The 17,151-nt window shown below is 67.1% G+C and carries 15 protein-coding genes; 12 read left to right on the top strand and 3 right to left on the bottom strand.

Annotated elements, in window-relative coordinates:
• The first annotated feature begins 50 nt into the window (after positions 1-50).
• The 6 genes from CAL25_RS17385 to CAL25_RS17360 all read left to right on the top strand — a co-directional run bounded on the left by CAL25_RS17385 (position 51) and on the right by CAL25_RS17360 (position 8,272).
• A complete protein-coding gene (locus CAL25_RS17385) occupies positions 51-1,061 on the top strand; it encodes a magnesium and cobalt transport protein CorA (RefSeq protein ID WP_094802298.1) in 1,011 nt (336 codons plus the stop codon).
• 111 nt (positions 1,062-1,172) lie between these two features.
• A complete protein-coding gene (locus tag CAL25_RS17380; RefSeq protein ID WP_249279130.1) occupies positions 1,173-1,844 on the top strand; it encodes a thermonuclease family protein in 672 nt (223 codons plus the stop codon).
• A gap of 82 nt (positions 1,845-1,926) precedes the next feature.
• Positions 1,927-4,176 (top strand): ABC transporter substrate-binding protein, encoded by a 2,250-nt coding sequence (locus CAL25_RS17375; RefSeq protein WP_094802297.1) that lies wholly within the window; start codon positions 1,927-1,929, stop codon positions 4,174-4,176.
• Positions 4,173-5,150, top strand: a complete 978-nt coding sequence (locus CAL25_RS17370; RefSeq protein ID WP_094802296.1) for an ABC transporter permease — start codon at positions 4,173-4,175, stop codon at positions 5,148-5,150. Before CAL25_RS17375 ends, CAL25_RS17370 begins: the two co-directional genes overlap by 4 nt.
• A 6-nt stretch (positions 5,151-5,156) precedes the next feature.
• Positions 5,157-6,596, top strand: coding sequence for an ABC transporter permease (locus CAL25_RS17365; protein WP_094802295.1), 1,440 nt, complete (start codon positions 5,157-5,159; stop codon positions 6,594-6,596).
• On the top strand, positions 6,593-8,272 hold the full coding sequence (locus CAL25_RS17360) for an ABC transporter ATP-binding protein (protein WP_094802294.1): 1,680 nt from the start codon (positions 6,593-6,595) through the stop codon (positions 8,270-8,272). Before CAL25_RS17365 ends, CAL25_RS17360 begins: the two co-directional genes overlap by 4 nt.
• Positions 8,273-8,493: 221 nt before the next feature.
• On the opposite strand, the gene CAL25_RS17355 is transcribed toward CAL25_RS17360, so the two are convergent.
• From CAL25_RS17355 to CAL25_RS17345, 3 genes are all read right to left on the bottom strand, one after another.
• A complete protein-coding gene (locus tag CAL25_RS17355; protein ID WP_094802293.1) occupies positions 8,494-9,051 on the bottom strand; it encodes a MarR family winged helix-turn-helix transcriptional regulator in 558 nt (185 codons plus the stop codon).
• A gap of 39 nt (positions 9,052-9,090) precedes the next feature.
• Positions 9,091-10,947, bottom strand: a complete 1,857-nt coding sequence (locus CAL25_RS17350; protein WP_094802292.1) for a collagen-like triple helix repeat-containing protein — start codon at positions 10,945-10,947, stop codon at positions 9,091-9,093.
• A gap of 298 nt (positions 10,948-11,245) precedes the next feature.
• Positions 11,246-12,964 carry a ShlB/FhaC/HecB family hemolysin secretion/activation protein gene (locus CAL25_RS17345; protein WP_094802291.1) on the bottom strand — a complete coding sequence of 573 codons (1,719 nt, stop codon included), beginning with the start codon at positions 12,962-12,964 and terminating at the stop codon, positions 11,246-11,248.
• 465 nt (positions 12,965-13,429) lie between these two features.
• Here CAL25_RS17345 and CAL25_RS17340 point away from each other — a divergent pair, with 465 nt between their 5' ends.
• The 6 genes from CAL25_RS17340 to cpaB all read left to right on the top strand — a co-directional run bounded on the left by CAL25_RS17340 (position 13,430) and on the right by cpaB (position 17,056).
• Positions 13,430-14,236 carry an MHYT domain-containing protein gene (locus CAL25_RS17340; protein ID WP_094802290.1) on the top strand — a complete coding sequence of 269 codons (807 nt, stop codon included), beginning with the start codon at positions 13,430-13,432 and terminating at the stop codon, positions 14,234-14,236.
• Positions 14,237-14,395: 159 nt separating this feature from the next.
• Positions 14,396-14,572 (top strand): Flp family type IVb pilin, encoded by a 177-nt coding sequence (locus CAL25_RS17335; protein WP_094802289.1) that lies wholly within the window; start codon positions 14,396-14,398, stop codon positions 14,570-14,572.
• Positions 14,573-14,704: 132 nt separating this feature from the next.
• On the top strand, positions 14,705-15,229 hold the full coding sequence (locus CAL25_RS24440) for an A24 family peptidase (RefSeq protein ID WP_249279128.1): 525 nt from the start codon (positions 14,705-14,707) through the stop codon (positions 15,227-15,229).
• Positions 15,196-15,621: a TadE/TadG family type IV pilus assembly protein gene (locus CAL25_RS17325; protein ID WP_249279127.1), complete on the top strand. Its 426-nt coding sequence runs from the start codon at positions 15,196-15,198 to the stop codon at positions 15,619-15,621. The genes CAL25_RS24440 and CAL25_RS17325 overlap by 34 nt, the downstream gene beginning before the upstream one ends.
• 2 nt (positions 15,622-15,623) lie before the next feature.
• Positions 15,624-16,100 (top strand): TadE/TadG family type IV pilus assembly protein, encoded by a 477-nt coding sequence (locus CAL25_RS17320; RefSeq protein ID WP_094802286.1) that lies wholly within the window; start codon positions 15,624-15,626, stop codon positions 16,098-16,100.
• Positions 16,097-17,056: a Flp pilus assembly protein CpaB gene (gene cpaB, locus CAL25_RS17315; RefSeq protein WP_094802285.1), complete on the top strand. Its 960-nt coding sequence runs from the start codon at positions 16,097-16,099 to the stop codon at positions 17,054-17,056. The genes CAL25_RS17320 and cpaB overlap by 4 nt, the downstream gene beginning before the upstream one ends.
• The last annotated feature ends 95 nt before the right edge of the window (positions 17,057-17,151 follow it).

The following is a 17,151-nucleotide window of genomic DNA, read 5'->3' as shown; positions in this document are numbered from 1 at the left end:
CGCAGGCCGGGCGCGGGTCAGACGCCGGGCCCGCAGCCAGAGGAGGGCGTATGCCAACGGATGATCATGTGGCCCCTACGCCGCAGCCCGCCACCGAAGTCGTGGCGTCGGTGGCTTACCAGAATGGCCGGCGCGCGCGCGAGGTCCCGCTCTCGGATCTCGGCCAGTACGCCACCGGCACGCACGACATGCTCTGGATCGGCTTGCGCGATCCCAGCCCGCAAACGCTCGCCTATGTGGCCGACACGATGGGCGCGTGCGACAAAAACCGTGAAGAGATGCTCGAGCCGCACCGCCGGCCCAAGATCATCGACTACGGCAACATGGTGCTCGTGGTGGCGATCACGGTCGAGGTCGAGGCCGACCGCCCCGTCTTCGGCGAAACCCAATATCTGATCGGCGACGGCTTTCTCGTCACCGTGCGGCGCGGCGCGCTGTCGGCCCACACGGCGCTGCGCGAGCGCCTCGAGGCCGCGCCCGAGATCCTCAAGCGGGGCAGCGACTACGTGGTGTCGGAGCTGCTCGATTGGCTGGTCGACCGCTATGTCGTGGCCGTCAACAAGCTCGAACACGTGGTCGAAAACGCCGAGCAAAAGCTGCTCATCCGGGGCGCCAAGGATTCCGACATCCGCAGGCTGTACCGCCAGCGGCGCGACCTGCTGCGCATCCATAACGCCATCTCGCCGCTGGCCGAGATCTGCCGGCGGCTGTCGCGGGTCGAGATGTCGGCGGTCGACGAAAACGCGCGGCCGTATTTCGGCGAGGTGGCCGATCGCGTGCTGCGGGTCGACGAGCTCATCAGTGCGCTGCGCGAAGCGCTCGCCTTCGCGTTCGAAGCCAGCCTCATGATCGGGCAGGGCCAGCAGAACGACACCACGCGCAAGCTGGCCTCCTGGGCCGCCATCCTGGCCGTTCCCACCGCCATCGCCGGTATCTACGGCATGAATTTCGAATACATGCCCGAGCTCAAGAGCCCGTGGGGCTATCCGGTGACCCTGGCCACCATCGCGGTGGCCTGCTCGGTTCTGTACTGGCGCTTCCGCCGCTCGGGCTGGCTGTAGCAGGGCGTCGGGGGCGTGCCGGGCGCGCGTGCGCTTGTGCGCATACGTCATGTGCCATGACGCCGCCCGGCGTGGCACACTGCGGGCGTTTCCCTTCGAGAGATTCCGCCCATGGCCCGTCGTCGTGGCTACGCACCGCCCCTGAACCGCATGCTCCGCCGTGGCGCGCCCGCGCTGATCGGATTTCTGATTGCCCTGGGCGCCGGTCTGTATCAGCAGTTCGGCGGCTCGTCCGCGCCCGACACCCCTCCGGCTCCGGCGGCACCGGGCTCGCAGCCCGGCGCGCGGCCCGCGGCCGGCGCCGGCGCCGTTCCCACCGGCAGTTATCAGCTCGAGGGCACCGTGGTCAACGTGGCCGATGGCGATACCGTGACCTTGCGCACCGCCGAGGGCCAGCGGCGGCTCCGGCTCGACAGCATCGATGCGCCCGAGACGGGCCACGGCAGCGCCGAACCGGGCCAGCCCCATGGCCAGGCCTCGCGCGAGCATCTGTCCAGGCTCGTGGCCGGCCGCGCGCTCACCGCGCAGTGCTACGAGCGCGATCAATACGGACGCGACCTCTGCGCCCTGATGCTGCCCGACGGCAACTCGGCCAACCGGGCGCAGGTCCAGGCGGGATATGCCTGGGCCTATACCGCGCGCCGCGGCGACTACCTGCGCGATACCGCGCTGGTCGCGATGCAGCGCCAGGCGCGCGATGCCCGGCTGGGCCTGTGGCAGGACGCGGGCGCGATCGAGCCCTGGAAGTGGCGTTACGACTGCTGGAAGCAGGGCAAGTGCTGAGGCGCGTGGCCGTGATACCCCCGATACGGCGCCGGGCGGGCCTTTGCTATGCTTTGCGCCAGCAATTATCAGGAAGGCATAGATGAATTCGATGTGGCGGCGGGGCGCGACGCTCCTGGTCCTGGTGGCAATGCTGGCGGGCTGCTCGCGTGAAAACTCGATCAACAGCCCCTATGCGGCCGGCGCCATGGCCGATAACGCGCTCTATACCGCTTTCGTCAAGCGCTCGCCCAAGTATCTCGATCCGGCGCAGTCGTATTCCACCGACGAGACGGCCTACACCTACAACATCTATGAGCCGCTTTACGGCTATCACTATCTCAAGCGGCCCTACGAGCTGATTCCGCGCGCCGCCGCCGAGATCGCGCACCCGGTCTACCTCGACGCCAACGGCCAGGTGCTGCCCGACGACGCGCCCGGCGAACAGATCGCCGAAAGCCGCTACGACATCGCGATCCGGCCCGACACCCGCTTCCAGCCGCATCCGGCGTTCGCGCGCGGCGCCGATGGCGCGTACAAGTACTTCCCGCTGGCGCCGGGCGAGCTCGACGACAAGTTCTACATCCCCGACTTTCCCGAGACCGGCACGCGCGAGCTCACGGCCGACGATTACGTGTATGCGTTCCGGCGCCTCGCCAGTCCGCGCGTGGCCTCGCCGATCTATTCGCTGATGGCCGACTACGTGATCGGCCTCGACGACTACGGCAAGCGTCTGCGCCAGCGCGACGAGGCGCTGCGCAAGGGCATCGAGCCGGGCACGCGCGACCTGCCGTGGCTCGACCTGCGCGAGCCCGACGGCTTCGACGGCGTGCAGGCGCTCGACCCGCACACGCTGCGCATCCGGGTCAAAGGCAAGTATCCGCAGTTCAAGTACTGGCTCGCCATGACCTTCACCGCGCCGGTGCCCTGGGAGGCGGATCGCTTCTACAGCCAGCCCGGCATGGCCGCGCACGACCTCTCGCTCAACACCTGGCCCGTGGGCACGGGGCCGTTCATGCTGGGCGAGTCCATCACCAACTGGCGTCACGTGCTGGTGCGCAATCCCAACTTCCACGGCGAGGCCTACCCCTGCGAGGGAGAGCCGGGCGACCGCGAGGCGGGCCTGCTGGCCGATTGCGGCAAGCCCACGCCCTTCCTCGACAAGGTCGTGTTCTCGATCGAGAAGGAAGCCGTGCCACTGAACGGCAAGTTCCTGCAGGGCTACTACGACGTGCCGCAGGTGGAGCGCGGCGAGTATGGCGTGGCCATGCTGGTGGCGGCCGGCGACTCGCCCGAGAAGGCCGAGCTGTACCGCGATCACGGCATCCAGCTGCCCACCACCGTCGAGACCTCCAACTGGTACATGGGCTTCAACTGGCTCGACCCGGTCGTCGGGCGGGGCGATACCCCCGAACAGCAAGAGAAAAACCGCAAGCTGCGCCAGGCCATCAGCATCGCGGTCGACTGGGAAGAATACGTCGCCGTGTTCGAGAATAGCCAGGCCGAGGTCGCCAACGGGCCGGTGCCGCCCGGCGTGCTGGGCTACGTGCCGCCGCCCGAGGGCTATAACCCGGTGGTCTATGACCTCGTCGACGGCAAGCCGCGGCGCAAGTCCATCGACACCGCCAAGCGTCTGCTGGCCGAAGCCGGCTACCCGGACGGCCGCAATGCCCAGACCGGCGCGCCGCTGGTGATCTATTACGACGCCATGACCGGCGCCGGCGGCAACCCGCAGTTCGACTGGCTGCGCCGGCAACTCGCCCGTATCGGCATCCAGATGGACGTGCGCTCCACCGACTACAACCGCTTCCAGGACAAGATGCGGCGTGGCACGGCGCAGTTGTTCCTGTGGGGCTGGAATGCCGACTACCCCGACGCCGAGAACTTCCTGTTCCTGCTCTACGGTCCCAACGCCAAGGCGGGCAAGAACGGCGAAAACGCCGCCAACTACGACAACCCCGAGTTCGACCGGCTGTTCGAGCAGATGAAGTTTCTCGACGACGGTCCGGAAAAAGCGCAGATCATCGCGCGCATGGTCGAGCTGGTGCGGCACGACGCGCCCTGGATGTTCGGCTACTTCCCGAAATCGGGTGGGGCATACCAACAGTGGGTGGGCAACGCCAAGCCCACCCAGATGGTGCGCAACACCCTGCAGTACCTGAAGGTCGATCCCGCGCTGCGGGTCGAGAAGATCGACGAATGGAATCGCCCGGTGTGGCGCTGGCTGATCCTGCTGGTGGCGCTCGTGCTGCTGGCGATCCTGCCCGCCTATGTGGCGCTCAAGCGCCGCGAGCGGCAGACGGCCTTCGGCACGGCTGACCAGTCCGCGCGCAAGGCCAAGGAGCAAGCATGACCGCCTACATCCTGCGCCGCCTGATGTATGGCGTGCTCATTCTGATCGGCGTGAACCTGTTCACGTTTCTGCTGTTTTTCGCGGTCAATACGCCCGACGACATGGCGCGCCTGGCGATCGGCGGCCAGCGTACCAGCCAGGAGGCGGTCGATCGCTGGAAGGCCGAGCGCGGCTACGACAAGCCGCTCATGTACAACAGCCAGGCCGAGGGCCTGCAGCGCTACACCGATACCGTGTTCTACCAGCGCTCGGTGCCGCTGCTCGTGATGGACTTCGGCGCCTCCGATGGCGGGCGCGACATCGGCCGCGAGATCCGCGACCGCATGGGTCCCAGCCTGGCGCTCGCGATTCCCACCTTTCTGCTCGGGCTGTTCGCCAGCATCGTGTTCTCGCTCACGCTGGTGTTTTTCAGAGCGACCCGCCTCGACTTCTGGGGCGTGGTGCTGTGCGTGATCCTGCTATCGATCTCCGGCCTCTTCTACATCATCGCGGGCCAGTGGCTGTTCTCCAAGCTCTGGCGGCTGGTGCCTTATTCGGGCTATGCCGGCGGGCTCGACATGGTGAAGTTCCTGGCGCTGCCGGTACTGGTGGCGGTGATATCGCGGCTGGGCCCCGAAGCGCGCTTCTATCGCACGCTGTTTCTCGAAGAAATCGGCAAGGACTACGTACGCACGGCCCGCGCCAAGGGGCTGTCCGAGCGCATCGTGCTGTTTCGTCATGTGCTGCGTAACGCCATGCTGCCCATCCTCACCGGCACCGTCTCGGCGATTCCGCTGCTCTTCATGGGCAGCCTGATCGCGGAGTCGTTCTTCGGTATTCCGGGCCTGGGCAGCTACACCATCGATGCCATCAATGCGCAGGATTTCTCGATCGTGCGCGCCATGGTCTTTCTCGGATCGGCCCTCTACATCGTGGGGCTGATTCTCGCCGACATCTCTTACACGCTGGCCGACCCGCGTGTCCGTTTCGAGTAAAGCGCCATGCCACAACTTGTTTTTCTGTGGACCGACGTTGCCCTGTTCCTGATGGTGCTGGCGGTGCTCGGCTATGTCTGGCGCGTGCGCCGCAGCCCCGCGATGCGGGCCACCTGGCGCCGGGTGTGGCACGACGCGCCGGCCATGAGCTCCGCGCTGATCCTGGTCTGCTTCGTTACGGTGGGCCTGCTCGATTCGATGCACTACCGGCCGCTCCTGCCGCCCGCGCCCAACGCGGCGCCCGATGCGCCCAAGGCCTACGCGCCCGCCGTCAAATCCGTGCTGGACGGCCTGCTCGAAAATACGCCGCTGATGAAGCCCGAGCGCAACTACTCGATGCCGCTCGCCACGCACCAGTTCCTCAAGGAAAGCATGATCGTCGATGGCCAGCCGGTGCGGGATTTTCCGCGTCTGCGGGCAGGCGGCGTGCACCTGAAAGACCCCGCCACCGAACGCTGGCCCGATGTGCGCCAGCGCGCCGGCACCGGTCTCGCGGCCGGCGCCGCCGTCGCGCTCGCGGGCTGGCTGTTGGCGCTCGCGCTGTTGCGCCGCCGCGGCGTCACGCCGGGCGCGGTGCTGCGCGGGCACACCGATGCGCCGTGGCGGGCCATGGGCATCACGTTCACCGCGCTGTGCCTGGTGATCGGCGTGGTGGCGGCCCTGGGCAGCGTCTATCACGTGTTCGGCACCGACCGCATCGGCAACGACGTGCTGTGGCAGTCCCTCAAGAGCGTGCGCACGGCGCTGGTGATCGGCAGCCTCACCACGATCGCGATGCTGCCGCCCGCGATTCTGTTCGGGCTCGCGGCGGGCTACTTCAAGGGGCGCGTCGACGACGTCATCCAGTACATCTACACCACGCTCACCTCGATTCCGGGCGTGCTGCTGGTGGCGGCCTGCGCGCTCATGATGCAGGTCTACATCGACAACCACTCCGAGCTTTTCGATACCTCGGCGGCCCGCGCCGATCTGAGGCTGTTCCTGCTGTGCATGATCCTCGGCCTCACGGGTTGGTCCGCGCTGTGCCGGCTGCTGCGCGCCGAAGCGCTCAAGCTGCGCGAGCTCGAATACGTGCAGGCGGCGCGCGCCTTCGGCGTCTCGCACTGGCGCATCATCCTGCGCCACCTGCTGCCCAACGTCATGCACATCGTGCTCATCACCGTGGTGCTGGAGTTCTCCGGGCTGGTGCTCTACGAAGCCGTGCTGTCGTATCTCGGTATCGGCGTCGATCCGGGCATGAACTCGTTCGGGTCGATGATCGACAGCGCGCGGCTCGAGATGTCGCGCGAACCCATGATCTGGTGGAACCTGATGACCGCCTTCCTGTTCATGCTGGCGCTGGTGCTGTCGGCTAATCTGTTCGCCGATGCCGTGCGCGATGCCTTCGACCCGCGCAGCCGGCGCTACAAGCCGGCCCGCGCCGCGCTCCAGAGGACCCTGCCATGAGCCATCCCGAGAACGTGATCGAGGTGCGTGACCTCGACGTGGTGATCGCGGGCGAGACGCGCCTGTCGCACGTGGTCAAGCGCCTGGCGCTGGCGATCGCCCAGGGCGAGACCTTCGCGCTGGTGGGCGAGTCCGGCAGCGGCAAGAGCATGACGGCGCTGGCGCTGCTGCGTCTGCTGCCCGATGCGGGCCGCGTGGTGGCGGGCCAGGTCGAGCTCGGCGGTACCGACCTCAACGGCCTGTCCGAAGCGGGCATGCGGCGCGTGCGGGGCGGCCAGATCGGCATCATCTTCCAGGAGCCGGCCACCAGCCTCAACCCGGTGATGCGCGTGGGCAATCAGATCGTCGAGACGCTCACGGCGCACACCGGTCTGCGCGGCGCGGCCGCGCGCGAGCGGGCGATCCACTGGCTGCGCCGCGTCGGCATCCCCGAGCCGGAGCGCCGGGTCGACGACTATCCCTTTCAGTTTTCGGGTGGCCAGAAGCAGCGGGTGATGATCGCCATCGCGCTGGCAGCCGAGCCGCGCCTGTTGATCGCCGACGAGCCCACCACCGCGCTCGACGTGACCGTGCAGGCGCAGATTCTGCAGTTGCTGGCCGACATCCAGCGTGAGATGGGCATGGCGGTGCTGCTGATCACGCACGACCTGGCCGTGGTGCGCAACGTCGCCCAGCACGTGGCGCTGATGCGGCACGGCGAGATCGTCGAGAGCGCAAGCGCGGCCGAGTTCTTCGAGGCGCCGCGCCATCCCTACGCGCGCCAGCTGTTCGATGCGATCCCGACCTTCGAAAAGCGCGGCCGGCCCTTGTCGCCACCGCCGCCCGGCATCGCGCCGCGCAGCGCCAGTCCGCGTCCCGCGGACCCCGGCGTGGTGCTCGACGTCCAGGACCTCAAGGTGCACTATCCGGTGCGCAAGGGGCTGCTGCGTCGCACGCACGCCTGGATCAAGGCGGTCGATGGCGTGAGTTTCACGCTGCGCGCCGGCGAAACGCTGGCGCTGCTCGGCGAATCGGGCTGCGGCAAGACCACCACCGGCAAAGCCCTGCTCCGCTTGATCGACGGTGCGCATATCGAAGGCCGCGCCATGCTGGGCGGGCGCGATCTGCTGAACGCCGACCGCCGCACCTTGCAGGCGCTGCGCCGCGACATCCAGATCGTGTTCCAGGACCCCTATGCCTCGCTCGATCCCCGCATGCGCGTGGGCGAGATTCTCGACGAAGGCATCGCCTCGCTGCGCCCCGAGATGGCCGAGGCCGACCGGCGTGCGCGTGCCCGCCATCTGCTGACGCGCGTGGGGCTGCCCGAAGACACCTACACACGCTATCCGCACGAGTTTTCCGGTGGCCAGCGCCAGCGCATCGCGATCGCGCGCGCCCTGGCGGTCGAGCCCCGCGTGTTGATCTGCGACGAGCCGACCTCGGCGCTCGATGTGTCGGTGCAGGCGCAGATCCTCGATCTGCTGCGCGAGCTGCAGCAGGAGCTCGGCATCGCCTACCTGTTCATCACGCACAACTTCGGCGTGGTGGAGTATCTGGCGGATCGTATCGCCGTCATGGCGGGCGGGCAGATCGCCGAGATCGGCCCTGCCGACACCGTGCTGCATGCGCCGCGTCACGAGCTGACGCGCCGCCTGCTCGACGCCGTCCCGCGCCTGCAGTTCGGCACCCCGGCCTGACGGCGTCCGGCGGCGGGCGATCGCTGGGCGGTCGACCTGCGGCATCGGATGATCGCCCGGCGGCCGGCGGCCGGCGTCCGGCAGCGGATCGCGAGCCGGCCCTCGCGCGGCGTACGCAAAAAAAACCTGTCCCAGGCTTCTTGGCGCACTGGGACAGGGTGGGTGAACGTGGGGCCGGGCGGGAGAGACAGGAACCGTCCGGCCGGAACCCCAGGACAGCGTTAAAGCGATTCGTCCTGCATGCCGCCGTGGCGGCTTTGCAACCACATCAGCGTGTCGTGGCGCAGCGTGCGGGCATACTGCGCCAGGAACGCCTGCACGATGTGCAACTGCTGGGCGTCGTACTGGCGGCTCAGAAACTGCACTTCTTCCGTCGCCGCCCGGCGGGCCCGGTCCAGCTCCCGCAGGCGCTCGGCCACCGGCCGGATCACGATCACCCGGCGATCCAGCGGATGGCGGCCGCGTTGCACATAACCCGCCGCCTCCAGCCGATTGATCAGGGCGGTGGCGCCGCCCCAGCTGATGCCCAGCAACTGGCCGAGCTGGCCGGTCGGCAGGGCGTCGAACTCCTGGACCAGGTCCAGGGCCTTGAGCTCGGTGAGCGAGATGCCCAGCTTCTCGGCCAGGGCCGCCTGGCTCGCGGCCATGTACACCGACAACTGGCGGCTCAGGATCAGGGCAATCTCGGCGGCGCTGTCGGGGTTGGCCGACTGGCCGTAGTGATCGCTGGTGTCACCGTGTCGATGATCATGCGACACAATTCGTTCGGACTCGTACATGGCGCGGCTCCAGGGGGCGCGGGGTCGTGGGCGGGTGGATTACTTCAGGGCGCCGGTGACGCCACCGAGCAGACCGCCCAGGAGGCCACCGTTGGGCGTGCCGCTGGTGCCGGACGAGCCGGAAGCCGTCGTCGTCACGCCACCCAGCAGGCCGCCGAGAAGGCCGCCGTTGCTGGCGCCGGACGGCGCCGTCGCGGTGTTGCCTGCCGGTGCGGGAGCCGTGGCGGCGGGCGCCTTGGTTCCTGCGACCGCGCCGGTCACGCCGCCGAGCAGACCGCCCAGCAAGCCGCCGTTGTTGCCTGCGGCCGCACCGCCGGCACCACCCGTGGCACCGCCCGAAACGGCACCGGTCACGCCACCGAGCAGGCCGCCGAGCAGACCGCCGTTATTGCCGGCCGGAGCACCCCCGGTCGTACCACCCGTTGCGCCACCCGAGACCGCGCCGGTCACGCCGCCCAGCAGACCGCCGACCAGGCCGCCGTTCGCCGGTGCCGAACCGCCGCTCGTGCCGCCCAGCAGGCCGGTCAGCAAGCCGGCATTCGCGCTGCCGCCGGTATTGCCCGTCGCACCACCCAGCAGGCCGGTCACAGGGGCCAGCAAGCCGCCGTTGGCCGCGCCGCCCGTCAGACCGCCCACCCCCAGATTGCCGGTGATCGGGCTGAGCAGGCCGCCGTTGCCGCCGAGTCCGAGCCCGCCGGTCAGGGACGCCACCGCGCCGGTCGCGTCCTTCAGCACCTTTCCCAGCGGATTCGGATTGGCCGCATCCGCGTGCAGCAGCCCGCCGGCGGCGCCTACGGCACTGCCCAGACCACCCAGCACGCCGTCCAGTCCGCCGACCGGCAGTCCGCCCGGCACGTTGGAGCCGGCGCCTGCCAGCGTTCCGCCCACACTGCTCAGCAGGCCGGCCACGGGCGCACCCAGACCGGTCTGGTCACCGACGCGCGTCGTCAGATTCGTCACCGCGCCGGCGACCGGTGCGACCGCCGGATCCAGCGCCTGGCCGACGCCGGCCAGCGGGCCTTGCAGACCGAGGCCGAGCACGTTGTCGGCGGCCTGGCCGGTGTTGCCGAGGGCGGGTTGCAGGATCGGCTGACCCGGCTGGGCGAGCACGCCGCCGGCCAGGCTGTCCACGAGGCTGTTCACGGGCTGCAGCAGACCGCCCTGGCCACCAAGGGCGCCGGTCAGTGCGGCCACGGCCTTGGTGGCTTCATTGGCGACGTTCTTGAGCGGATCGGGGTTCTTCGGATCGGCGACAAGCAGGCCACCCGCGGCCGCAACCGTGTTGCCCAGGCCGTCGATCAGACCGCCGACGCCGGTGCCGAGGCCGCCAGGCAGGCCGGCGCCAGACACGGTGCCACCCAGGTTGCTGACCGCGCCGCCCACCTGGGTCAGCGTGCCGGCGACCGGCGTGCCGAGGCCCGTCTGGGCGCCGACCGTTTGCGTCAGGTTTTCAACCGTATCGACCACCGGAGCGAGGGTGGGGTCGAGAGCCTTGCCCACGCCGCCCAATGCCGTACCGGTACCGAGCGGAAGCAAGCTGTCCACGGCGCCGCCGGTATTACCGAGCGTGGTTTCCAGCAGACCGGTCGTCACGGGAGGATTGGTGGGCGTGGTGGGATCACCGCCGCCGCCGCCGCCACCGCCACCACCGCCACCACCACCGCCACCGCCAGGATTATCGCCACCGCCGGGGTTATTGCCGCCGCCGCCGCCGCCGCCGGGCATCTGGCCGCCACCGCCACCGCCGCCGGGAATACTGCCGTTATCACCACCGACGCCTGCCGTGCGCTTGCTACCGCCACCACCGCCGCAAGCGGTGAGCGCTGCCATCAGCGCAACGGACATCAGCGTTACCGCGAAGCGGGTCGGGCGGTTGCGAACATTTTTTGCTTGCATGATGCACTCCTAGGGTTTGGTAAGTCAGGCCTTTAAACCGCCCGATACCTATCCCTATGCGAAATTCATGCCAGTTTTTTCGAATACCGCCGAAAGATTGACGATCCGCTTTTTTTGGGTTTTTCAAATGTCTTTTAAATCAAGGGCTTGCGTGATTTTTGGAATGTAATGAGAGAAGAAAACACATCGCGAACGGACGAATTCCCCGCTGCCGCGAATGTTGTTTTTCCGCGAATGTCGTTACGTGTTACGGGGGGTGTTACGTCCGGCGTAACGTAACGCCGGACGTTTGTAACGCTCAGAACGCGTCGTAGAACAGCGAATAATTCGCATTGAAGCGCAGGTCACGATCGTTGTCGTTCAGCGTCGCGGAGCCCACGGGCTTGGCCACATTGAAATCGAACAGGTAATAGCGATCGTCGGTGAAGCGCAGCCCGAGCGCGAGCGAAGAGAGGTGCTTGTTGTCGAGCGGCTTCAAATCGGCGCGGTTATACCAGCTGCGCGCGTAGTCCACCAGAAAATAGGGCTGGACCGCGCTCAGATACTGCCAGCCCAGGCCGAACCGGCGGTTGATCTCGGCCGACAGGCCCACGCCCTTGTCGCCGCTGATCTCGCCCTGCGGATAACCCATGCCATAGCGCCAGCTGCCGAACGACACCTGTTCGGAGCTGGGCAGGATACTGCTGCTGTATTGGCCCGACGCGCTCAATACCAGGCCGAACTTGGCGGGCAACTCGAACGACTGACGGGCGTTGAGGTTATAGCGCGTGAAGCGCAGATCGATCTCCGGGTCCGCCGAGTAACCGTAGTTGGTTTCGATGGACTTCTTCGCGCCCAGCCCCGAGAAGCCGTGCGACACGCCGAGCGTCACGTCGGTCGTGCGTTCGGGCAACACGTCGATGTAGCGCAATTCGGCCATGCCGGCGCGCACGCGCGTGTCCTGCTGCAGCCAGTTGTCGCTGTTCTTCTGGTCGTAGCGATCCTTGGAGTTCGCCGCGTAGGCCCCGAGCGTCGCGGTCAGGGAACGGCGGTTGTTCAGAATGATGGGGTAGGCCAGGGCGACGCCGATCCGATCGTTGGTCACCTTGCGGTTGAAGCCCAGCATCTCGATCGCGTCGTCCTGCGGCTCGGCCTGGTAATGGTAGCCATCGATCTTCAGCGCAAGCCCGTCGTTGGCGATCGGCACGCGGACTTCGCCGGCGAAATAGGTGACGGCGTTGTGCCCGATCGGCAGTGCGCCGGTAAGCTTCACCTGCTCGCCCAGCGGCGTGAGGCTGTTGGTCCCCACGTTCACGAGGGGCTGCATGCCGGTGCCCAGGTCGGCCACGTTGCCGTTCACGTTCACCCGCTTGAGGCTGGCATTGATGACGAGCTCCGTCGCGCCGTCCGCGCGCCGCGGCAGATCCATCGCGGGATTGATCGTCACCCCGGGCACGATGCGCATGAGATTGAGCACGCGTTCGAGCGTGGCGCGGGTCAGGGGCTTCTCTTCGAGCAGAGGCTCGGCCAGATACTCGAGCCGGGACTGCGCATTGCCGGTATCTCCCTCGATCCGCACGTTCTGGATGTAGCCCTCGACCACCGTGACGACCACCAGGCCGTTGGCGAAGTTCTGGTTCTGCACCAGTGCGAACGACAAGGGATAACCGCGTTCGCGGTAGAGCTCGGTGATTTTCTCGGTCTGCTGTACCAGCTCGCCCACCGTTATCTCTTTCCCGACCAGCGGCGTCAGAAAGGCCGATATCTCGCTGAACTCGATGGTATGCACGCCGGCCACGTCGAAGTTGCGCGGCACGATGCGTTGCGCCAGACGCGCCTGTATTGCCTGCTGCTCGGGCGTGGGTGGAGGCGCGACGGTGGGAGGCGGGGCCTGCGCCGGGCGTTCCACCTGCGGTAATGAGTCCACCGGATTGCCACGCAGTGGCGCGTCGGCCCAGCTATTAATCGCGCAACCGGTCAGCGCCGCGACTACCGAGTATCTCAAGACCCTTCTATGTGCAGGCTGATAAGGCTTCATCGGCGCAATCGGAAACAGAAAGTAAACGGAGTCCCCTGGGGGAGCGGCGACATTCGACCGAAAAACGATCGAAGTATTTCAGGACGTATCGCATTAGAATTTTTTTGCATCTTGCCAGCAAAAAGGAGCCGCCACAATGCGCAACATCCCGGAAACGGGGCCGGTTTACATAATGGCTCGTGACACGCAAGTTGCTGGAAACGTATGCCCTTAATCGCATAATTGCGAATAAATTCCGTTTATTACATAAGACGGGAATATAACTTGCGGGTTTGCTGTCGCAATATTACGAATGGCCGGGTAAACCCCAATGCCAAACGAATGTTAATAGATAAGACTAGAAAAACATTTAAAAACACGGTGGGCAGTTCTTTTGCGTCGAAGCTTTTCGATCGCGGCCAAACGGAGTAAACATAAATGAAAGTGCGTGGTTCGATTGCGTCCTTCGTTTAATCCGGAGCACCCATGAATCCCGGAGATATCGTTCCCCTATCGTTTCACAGCGGCCTGTTCCTCTTGTCGTTTGTGATCGCGCTGCTGGGCTCCTACGTGGCCCTGAGCGCTGCCGCGCATATTCGCGACAGCGTGCGCGACGGGGAATCCTGGCGCGGATACGCGGTGATCGGCGCGCTGGCGATGGGCGGGATCGGTATCTGGGGCATGCACTTCATCGGTATGCAGGCACAGAACCTGCCGTTCGATGTGGAGTATGCGCTGGTGCCCACCCTGATCAGCGCGCTGGTCGCCATCGTGTTTTCGGGCGCGGCGTTCTGGTATGTAGGAGGGCGACCCTTCTCGCTGTTCCGCTGCGCGGTGGCGGGCCTGCTGGCCGGGCTGGCGGTGGCGGCGATGCATTACATCGGCGTGAGCGCGATGCGCATGCCGGCGTTTTTCCGCTGGGACACGCCGCTCGTGATCGCCTCGGTGCTGATCGCGGTCGGCGCGGCGACGGCGGCGGTATGGCTGGCTTTCAACGTGCAGCGCGAGTGGCAGCGCATGGTCGCCGCCGTGCTGATGGCCGTAGCGGTTTGCGGCATGCATTACACCGGCGTGGCCGCGGCCACGGTGGTTTGTACGACCGGCGGCACGGGTGATGGCTTGCACGTCGGCGGTGTCTCGTTGCCCTACGTGGCATTCGGCGGCGCCATTCTGGTTCTCATCGCGATGCGCTGGCAATTGCATCGCAGCTACAAGCGCTACCAGGCGCGGCTGTCGCAACGCATGGACGCGTTGCTCAACGACGGCCGGGCCCCGGGAGCGCCGGTGCGTTGAGCAGCACCACGGCGAACGTATACGCATAAAAACAAGCTGTATAGCAACACCGCAGGACGCCCGACCCGGCAGACGCCGGCGCGGGCCACGTAGCGCCGCAGTCTTGGCTGCAGGTGTTTTTTGACTGTCGTTGTTTCTCTTGTTTTTAGGAGGTGCCACATGCTTGAACACGTCAAATCGTTCTGGAAAGACGAAGAGGGCGCCACCGCGATCGAGTACGGCTTGATCGCGGGGCTGGTTGCCGTCGCCATCATCGCTGCGTTGATCGCGTTGAGAGAAGACATCGTCGCCCTGTTCGGCCGGATTGGAACGGCGCTGGACGGCGCCGGTACCTAATGCGCGTACGGTAAGTCGCGATGGGCCCGGGCAAGCGCCCGGCTCATTCGCGCAATTTTCGAGAGCACGTATTACGGGCGCGAGCGCGCGCTGCTTTGCGCGCGCCTTTCGCGACCCACCCAATAAGCTGGAGTGCCCCGATTGTTGAAGGAGAACATGTGGTGGCTGTCGTTCCTGGCCTTCAACACCCTGGTCGTGTATCACGACATGCGCTGGCGCCGCGTGCCCAACTGGCTCACCGCGGGCGCGGCTTTGGTGCAGGTCGGATGGCTGCTGTTCGCGACATTCAGCGGGCAGCCCTGGCCGGACTATGGCGCGCAGAGCTGGGGCGACGCGTTGCTTGCGTTCGGCGCGAGTTTCGCCTTCGTCTACGCCTGGCATATGCGCTGGATGGGCGCGGGCGACGTGAAGTATCTGGCTGCGCTCGGCTTGTGGGTCGGTTTTTGGCCATGGGCGGCGGTCGTGCTCTTCGGCACCGCGCTGTGCGGTCTGGGCGCGCTCTGGTACTACAGCACGGGCATCGCGGGCGGCATGAAGGGCCTGCGCATCCTGCCCATGGGCGCGGCGGCCGGTGTGGTCGCCTGGAGCGGGGCGCTTATGCCGTCGAGTTCGCCCTTGTGTTCATGGTGTTCTTCCTGGTTGCTTACGGTCTTCTGACCTGGGGCCTCATCTTCGCCGCCCAGCAATCCATCAATTTTGCCGCCGATGAGGGCGCTCGCGCCGCGCAGCGCTGGCAGGCCATCGGCGCCTGGGCGCCGCGCGCCGAGAGCGCGCAGGCGGCAGCCGCCGTGCAGGCGGCCTGGGTCTCGTCGATGGGTGGCACGGCCACGCGCGTGGCCGTATGTGGTGTTTCCGGCCGCTTGAGCGGCACGGGTAATTGCAGCGGCATCGCGCTGGCGCCGGACCAGATCGAAGTCGTGGTGCGCTACCCCTACGGCAACGCGCCGCTCCTGCCTACCTTGCCCGGCATGGCACTCGTCATGCCCAACGAATTGAGCGCGCGCGCCTCGGTGCGCCTGGGCGGCGCGCTGTCGCAGGCCGGGAGCTGAACATGCCGCCCCGGTCTCCCCGCCTGCTACCGATGCGCCGCCAACGCGGCGTCGCGGCCATCGAGTTCGCGCTCGTCATCACGCTGCTGCTCTTCATCCTGTGCGGCATCATCGGGCTCGGTTCGCTCTTTTGGGCGCAACAGAAGCTCACCAAGGCGGTGGGCGAGGGCGCGCAGGTGGCGCTGCAGACCGGGCTTGCCGGCTCCATGAATTCGAACGTCGCCTGCACGGCGGCGCGCCAGGAAGCCAGCTGGCTCGCGGTGAGCTGCGCGGTGACCGTCGCGAACTGCCCCTGGGCCGATGTCAACGGGGTGGTGCAGCGTTGCGCACGCGTCTCGCTGTCATACAACGCGGCCGACTGGCCGCTGCTCGGCATGATGCGCACGCTGGCCGGGGCACTGCCCGGCGGCAACAGCTGGCTGCCTACGTCGCTGAGCGCACTGGCCAGCGTGCAGATACCTTCCGGATCCTCACCATGAGTCTCACCGCCAAAATCGTCGCGGGTCTGTTCATCCTGGTTGCCCTGGTGTTGGGCTTCTTTGCCATTCAACTCGCCACGCGCCCGGTGCCGCCGCCGCCCGCGCCGGTCTGGCCCGTGCAGGTGCAGAACACCGCACCGGCCGAGCCCGAGGTGCAGACCTTCCCGGTCCTGGTGGCGGCCGGCCGTATCGAGCCGGGCGTGCCGATCGCGGCCGACAAGCTGAAAGTCGCCCAATGGCCGGTGCAGCCGGGCGGCGTGGAGACGGATCCCAAGCAGATCGAGGGCAAGGTGCTGCGCAAGGCCCTGATGGCCGGCGAGCCGGTGATGAGCGCCGATGTGATGCGCGGCCTGGCCACCTATCTGGAGCCGGGCGAGCGTGCGGTCACGATCGCGGTCGACGAACTGTCCGGCGCGCAGAATCGGATCCAGCCGGGCGACCTGATCGACGTGTTTCTGCTGATGGAGCGCAGCGCCGAGGTGCCCGGCACGCAGACCCGTCTGCTGCAGTCGCGCGTGCGGGTGCTGGCCTACGGCGCGGATGCCGTGTCGGGACCGGGCGCCGCGGTCGATACCAACACGCCGAACGCGGCCGTCGCGCGCAACGCCATCCTTGCGGTGCCGGTCGAGCAGGTCAACGAGCTGTTGCTCGCCTCGCGCGCCGGCAAGCTGCAATTGGTGCTGCGCTCGCCGGGCGACACCGACATGCCGGATCCTTCGCTGTTCCCGCGCCGCGCGCCCGTGCTGAACGCGCGCGCGGGCTTGACGCCGGTGCAGCAGGCCAGCGCACGCGACGGCATCAATGCGGCCTTCGCGGGCGATGCGCTGCCGCAACTGGCGGGACCGGCGCCCGAGCCGCCGCCGCAGCAGGCCGCGCCGCGTTCGCCGCGTCCGGCCGGGGGCGGCCGCAGCGTGGAAATCATTCGAGGCGGAGACATCTCCACAGTCACTTATTGAGCGTGATCACGGAATCATGCGCGCGCCGCTTCTCGGTGCGCGTGGGCAGAAACAGGATTCGGAACGCATGAAGGTATCGGGGATGAGCAGGAAGA

Source organism: Bordetella genomosp. 5 (genome assembly GCF_002261315.1).
Classification (GTDB): Bacteria; Pseudomonadota; Gammaproteobacteria; order Burkholderiales; family Burkholderiaceae_B; genus Bordetella.
The sequence above is the reverse complement of the archived record's forward strand: the minus strand, read 5'-3'. Positions and strand labels throughout refer to the sequence as shown.